This window comes from Alienimonas sp. DA493 (assembly GCF_043951915.1).
Classification (GTDB): domain Bacteria; phylum Planctomycetota; class Planctomycetia; order Planctomycetales; family Planctomycetaceae; genus Alienimonas.
In genome coordinates, this window is sequence record NZ_JBINJD010000238.1 from 1 (window position 1) to 5,709 (window position 5,709).

At 74.6% G+C, this 5,709-nt stretch carries 2 protein-coding genes; one reads left to right on the forward strand and one right to left on the reverse strand.

The window, feature by feature from the left end; translation table 11 throughout:
* Nucleotides 1-62: 62 nt before the first annotated feature.
* Nucleotides 63-1,892, reverse strand: coding sequence for a GntP family permease (locus tag ACG2DA_RS21490; RefSeq protein ID WP_395258561.1), 1,830 nt, complete (start codon nt 1,890-1,892; stop codon nt 63-65).
* A gap of 200 nt (nt 1,893-2,092) precedes the next feature.
* Between ACG2DA_RS21490 and ACG2DA_RS21495 the strand changes: the two genes are divergently transcribed.
* Entirely contained in the window at nt 2,093-5,674 is a 3,582-nt protein-coding gene (locus ACG2DA_RS21495) for an ATP-binding protein (protein WP_395258563.1), read from the forward strand.
* Nucleotides 5,675-5,709 lie beyond the last annotated feature (35 nt).

Genomic DNA, 5,709 nt, shown 5'->3' on the forward strand with positions numbered 1-5,709 from the left:
GTCTGCCCCGCGTGTCCGCCTCGGCTCGCGCCTCGGGCTGCCAAGCTGTCGACGGGGAAGTGTTACACGCCCGGCCAGAGCCAGGCGCCGGCGACGGTGACGCCCAGGCCGACGACGGCCATCACCACGGTCAGGGGGGTGACGGTGGCGAGGGCTTCCCGTTCGGTCAGGCCGCCGGCCCGGCAGACGACCCAGAAGCCGCTGGAGTTCAGCCACAGCACCGCCTTCGACCCGCAGCCGATCGCACAGGCGACCCAGACCGGGTGCACCCCGCTGGCGGGGATCGCGGCGGCGACGAGGCCGGCGGCGACGACCATCGCCACCGTCGCCGACCCCTGGGCGGTCCGCACCGCCAGCGAGACGCCCCAGGCCAACGCCAGCAGGCCCAGCCCGCCGAGATCCGGGACGGCGGCGATCAGGCCGCCCACGCCGGTCTGCCGCAGGGCCGTGCCGAACGCCCCGCCGGCGGCGGCGACCAGCAGGATGCCGCCGCCCTCCGCGACCGCGTCCGCCACGACCGCCTTGCGTTCCAAGGGAGCCGTGTACCGCCAGAGCAACAGGAGGGAAATCAGCGTGCCGGCCAGCACCGCGACCGTCGGGGCGCCCAGCGCCCGCACCACGGCCGTCGGGATCGCCCAGCCTGGGGCCAACTGATCCACCGCCGCCTCCCAGGCGGCCTTCTGGGCGATGAGGAACACCGGGAGGGCCAGCGGCAGCAGGCTGGCCCACAGCGGGGGGAGTTCGTGGGCGGGGCGGTCGGCGAGGGTTCGCATCTGTTCCAAACTCGCCCCGGCGCCCTCCCGCACGGGGATCGTCTCGCCCCGCCGCTCCCACCGCCGGACCCGCCACCAGCACCACAGCAGGCACAGCGGGGCCGTGGCGACGCTCACGCCCAGCCCGACCCCGATCATCAGCGGGATGGAGACGTCCAACTCCGCGGCGACCAGCAGCGGGCCGGGGGTCGGCGGGGCGAGGGAGTGCGTCAGCGCCCCGCCGCAGCAGACGGCCAAGAGCAACAACAGCGGCCCGCGGCCGGTGCGGAGGGCGGTGGACTTGGCCAGCGGGGCGCACAGCAGGAACACGGCGTCGAAGAAGACCGGCACGCCCAGGGCCAGCGAGCCGGCGCAGAACGCCGCCGGGTGGCCCTGCGGGCCGACCGTCGACAGCAGCGCCCGCACTAGCCGCTCCGCGGCGCCGGAGTGCGTCAGCCCGGCGCCGAGGATGGAAGCCAACGCGATCAGCAGGCCGATGCTCGCCGCGGTGTCCCCGAACGCCGCCGCGAACCGCTTCGGCGGCTCCAGATCGGCGATGGCCTTCGCGGCGGCCAGGTCTTGCGTCGGGACGAGCAGGTCGCCCGGCTTCAGCAATCCGGGGGTGGGCTGCGGCTGGGCGGGGTCGGCCGGCCAGCCGCCCTGATAGGATGGAACGGTGGGATTAAAGACGCGGAGCGGCTGATAGGGGGTGACGACGTAGTCGCCCTGCTCCGTACGGACGAGGGCGTCGCCGTCGATCTGGCGGGAAAATTTCCAGTCGAGATCCGTGCCCTGATCCGGCTTCAGGAGGGCGACCGGCGCCCCCAGCCCGCCGCCGAGGCCGGGGCGGTAGGCGGTCAGGTCCCCGCGACTGTTTATCGTGAACACGCCGGGGGAGCCCTCGAACCAGACGCCGTGCGCCTCCTCGCCGACGTCGCGGACGGCGAAGCGTTCCGCGGTGGTCTCGGCCTCGGCCCGGACGACGTTCTCCCGGGGGGTGAGCCACATCACCCCCAGCCCGGCGACGACCAGCACGACCAACGCATGCTGCCGCAGGGCCAGCGTGCCGGCCAGCACCGCGGCCAGTCCGCCGCCGGTCAGCAGGGCCGGGACCGCGGCGGGGGAGAGGTCGAACGGCACGGCGGCAGGTTAGCGAGCTTCCGTTCCGGTCCGAAATCTCGCCCGAAATTCCTCCGCACAACCGGGGCGATCGGTCAAGTCGTCGCTCGGGCTCAGGGTTTCCCCGTGCCGCAGAGTTTGCCTTGGCTCCCCAGCCGTTGCGGGACCGAACAGTGACGACGGCTCGCTGACGTTTTTGCAACGCCTTATTGCCCGCGGTTATGAACGGTTTCGCTCCCCCCCCGCCTCTCGCCGCGGAGACGCCGCCGGCGGACGCCCTCGCCGAACTGGCGACGCTGGCGGGGAACCTCGATCTGCTCTGGTTGGTCGTCGCCACGGGGCTGGTCGCGTTGATGCAGGCCGGCTTCCTCTGTTTGGAGGCCGGGCTGACGCGGGCCAAGGACTCCATCAACGTCGCGGTGAAGAACACCGCGGACTTCGCCGTCAGCGTGACGCTGTTCTGGCTGGTGGGTTTCGGGGCGATGTTCGGCGCCAGCGCCTGGGGGGTGGTGGGGACCGGGGCGTTCGCCCCGTCGCTGTCGGACCCGCGCACGGCGGCGTTCTTCGTGTTCCAGGCGGTGTTTTGCGGGGCGGCGGCGACGATCGTCTCCGGGGCCTGCGCGGGGCGGACGCGGTTCCCCGTCTACCTGGCCGTCGCCGCGGGGCTGGGCACCGCGGTCTACCCGCTGATGGGGCACTGGGCCTGGGGCGGGGCGATCGACCTGGGCGGGCCGGGCGGGGGCGCCCCCGGCTGGCTGGCGGCGCTGGGCTTCGTGGACTTCGCCGGCTCCACGGTGGTGCACTCGGTCGGCGGGTGGGCGGCGCTGGCGACGATCGCCGCGGTCGGCCCGCGGCGGGGCCGGTTCGGCTGGCGGCGGGACGCGGCGGGGGGAACCGGGATCGGGGGAACCGGCGGGGAGGGGCACCTCCCGCGGCCGTCGAGCCCCACGCTGGCCCACCTGGGGGCGCTGCTGTTGTTGGTGGGCTGGTTCGGGTTCAACGCCGGCAGCACGCTGGGCGTGGACGCCGCCGTCGGCCCGATCGCCGCGAACACCCTTCTGGCGGCCTGCGCCGGGGCGATCGGGGCGGGGCTGACGGCCTTCTGGCGCGACCACCGGCGGGCCCGGCGGGCCGGGCGGGCGGAGGTCTGGACGGTGGACGCGGTGGAGCTGCTCAACGGCCTTTTGGGCGGGCTGGTGGCGGTCACGGCCGGGTGCGCCCACCTGTCGCCGGGCGGGGCGCTGGTCGCCGGTCTGCTGGCCGGGCCGTTGGTGGTGTTCGGTTCCGGGCTGCTGGCCCGGCGGCGGTTGGACGACGCCGTCGGGGCGGTGCCGGTGCACGCCTTCTGCGGGGTGTGGGGCACGCTGGCGATCCCGCTGCTGGCGACCGCGGAGGTCGTCGCCGACACCGGGCTCTCCCGGGCGGAATGGCTTGGGGTGCAGGCCCTCGGGGCGCTGGTCTGTGCGGCGTTCACCCTGGGGGCGCTGTACCCGGCGCTGCGGTTGCTGAAGCGGTTCACCCCGCTGCGGGTGTCCGCCGCCGCGGAGGCCGCCGGCCTGAACGCCAGCGAGCACGGGGCCAAGACCGACCTGTGGGAACTGGTGCGGGCGATGGAGCCGCACCGCCGGGGCGAATCGCTGCGGCCGGTGCCGGTCGAGCCGTACTCCGAGGCCGCCCCGGTCGCGGAGCAGTACAACCGGGTGTTGCACGCCTTCGACGTCTCCCGCACGAAGGCCCGGATCGGCGCCGCCCGGGTGGGGGCGATCCTGGCGGGATCGACGGAGCCGATCGTCGCCGCCGACGGGGCCGGCCGCATCGTGGAGTTCAACCCCGCCGCCGAACGGACCTTCGGCCGCCGCCGCGACCGGACGCTGGGCCGGAACCTGGGCACGCTGTTTCCGGAGGAGGAACGCCGACGGGTCGGCTCCGCCCTCCGCAAGGTGATCCGGGCCGGGGCGGAGGCGAACGGCTCCGCCCGGATCGAGGCCGTCGCCCGCCGGGCGGACGGCTCCACCTTCCCCGCGGAGATCGCCGCTAAGCTGGCCGCCGTGACCCCGCTGGGCCGCCGGGCGGACGACGTGGCGGAGGTGCTCACCCTGTTTATCCAGGACGTCTCCGCCCGTCGCGAGGCCGAGGAGCGGCGGGAGGCCCAACTCGCCGCGGAGGCCGCCGACCGGGCCAAGTCGCAGTTCCTCGCCCAGATGTCCCACGAGATCCGCACCCCGCTGAACGCGATGGTCGGCTTCGCGGACCTGCTGCTGGAGGGCGGGGACGAAGATCCGGAGCAGCGCCGCGACCACCTCGAAGCGATCCGCCGCAGCGGGGAGCACTTGGCCGGATTGATCGGCGACGTATTGGACCTCTCCCGCATCGAGGCCGGCAAGGCGGAGGTCCGCCGCCGCCGCTGCGAACCGCACGAGGTGCTGGCGGGGGTCGTCTCCATGCTGCGGGTCCGGGCCGGCGAGAAGGGGCTGGACTTGGACTTCGCCTGGGACGGCCCGGTGCCGGAGGCGATCTGGACCGACACCGGCCGCCTGCGGCAGATCGTGGTGAACCTCGTCGGCAACGCGTTGAAGTTCACCTCCCGCGGCGGGGTGCGGGTGACGGCCGCGGTACGGATGCCCGCCGCCGGCACCGGCTCCTCCGCCCCCGCGAGGCTGCGGATCGACGTGGCCGACACCGGCTCCGGCGTCTCTCCGGAGGACCTCGAACGCATCTTCAAACCCTTCGAGCAAACCGCCGAGGGCGAACGCGCCGCCGGCGGCACCGGGCTGGGACTGGCGATCAGCAAGGAATTCGCCGCGCTGCTGGGCGGCTCCCTGACCGCCACCAGCGAACGCGGCCGGGGCAGCACGTTCACCCTGGAGATCGACGCCGGCCCCGCCGACCGCCTCGTCCTCCGCGAGCAGACGGACCGCGATCCCGCCGCCGGCGACCTCTCCCGGCCCTCCGCCGCCGCCCCGTCCTCCGCCCGCCAGAAATTCGCCCGGCTGCCCGGCCGCCGCATCCTCGTGGCGGACGACGGCGAGGCGAACCGCAAACTGCTGGACCTGGCCCTCCGCCGGGCCGGGGCGGAGGTCCTCTGCGTGGAGAACGGCCGGGCCGCCGTCGACGCCGTCTTCCCCCCGGACGGCGTCCCGGCGCCGGTCTTCCATGCGGCATTGATGGACGTGCAGATGCCCGTGTTGGACGGCCTGGCGGCGACGCGGGAACTCCGCCGCCGCGGCTACGCCGGCCCGGTGCTGGCCGTCACCGCCCAGGCCCTCGCCGGCGACCGCGAACGCTGCGAAGCCGCCGGCTGCACCGGTCACGTGCCCAAGCCGCTCGACCTGCACGCCCTCCTGCAACGCCTCGCGGAGTTGTTGGCGGGCCCTGCTGACGGTGACGGCTTGTACCAGCCCGATGCGCAAGCATCGGCCGGCGGCGCAGCCGTCGAGCAGAACGACGCACCGCCGGAGCTTGCGCTCCGGGCTGGTACAGAACGTTCCGCGGAGCCCGACGACGAACCGCCGGCGGACTTCGACCCGGACCTGCTCGAACTGCGGGACGGCTATCGGGGCGAATTACTGCGGGACGCCGCCGCCCTCACCGCCGCCCACGCGGCCGGCGACCGGGCGGAGACGGCCCGGCTGGCCCACAAGATCGCCGGCAGCGCCGGCACCTTCGGCTTCCCCCGCACCTCCGCCGCCGCGAGGCGGTTGGAATTGGCCGCGGACAATCTGGAGACGACCGCGGCGGCGCTGCCCCCGCTGGTCGATGCCCTCGCTGCGGCGCTGCCGAGACCGCTGGCGGCGCCGGTTTGAGCCTGAGCGTCCCGGACGCTTGAAGCGTCCGGGAC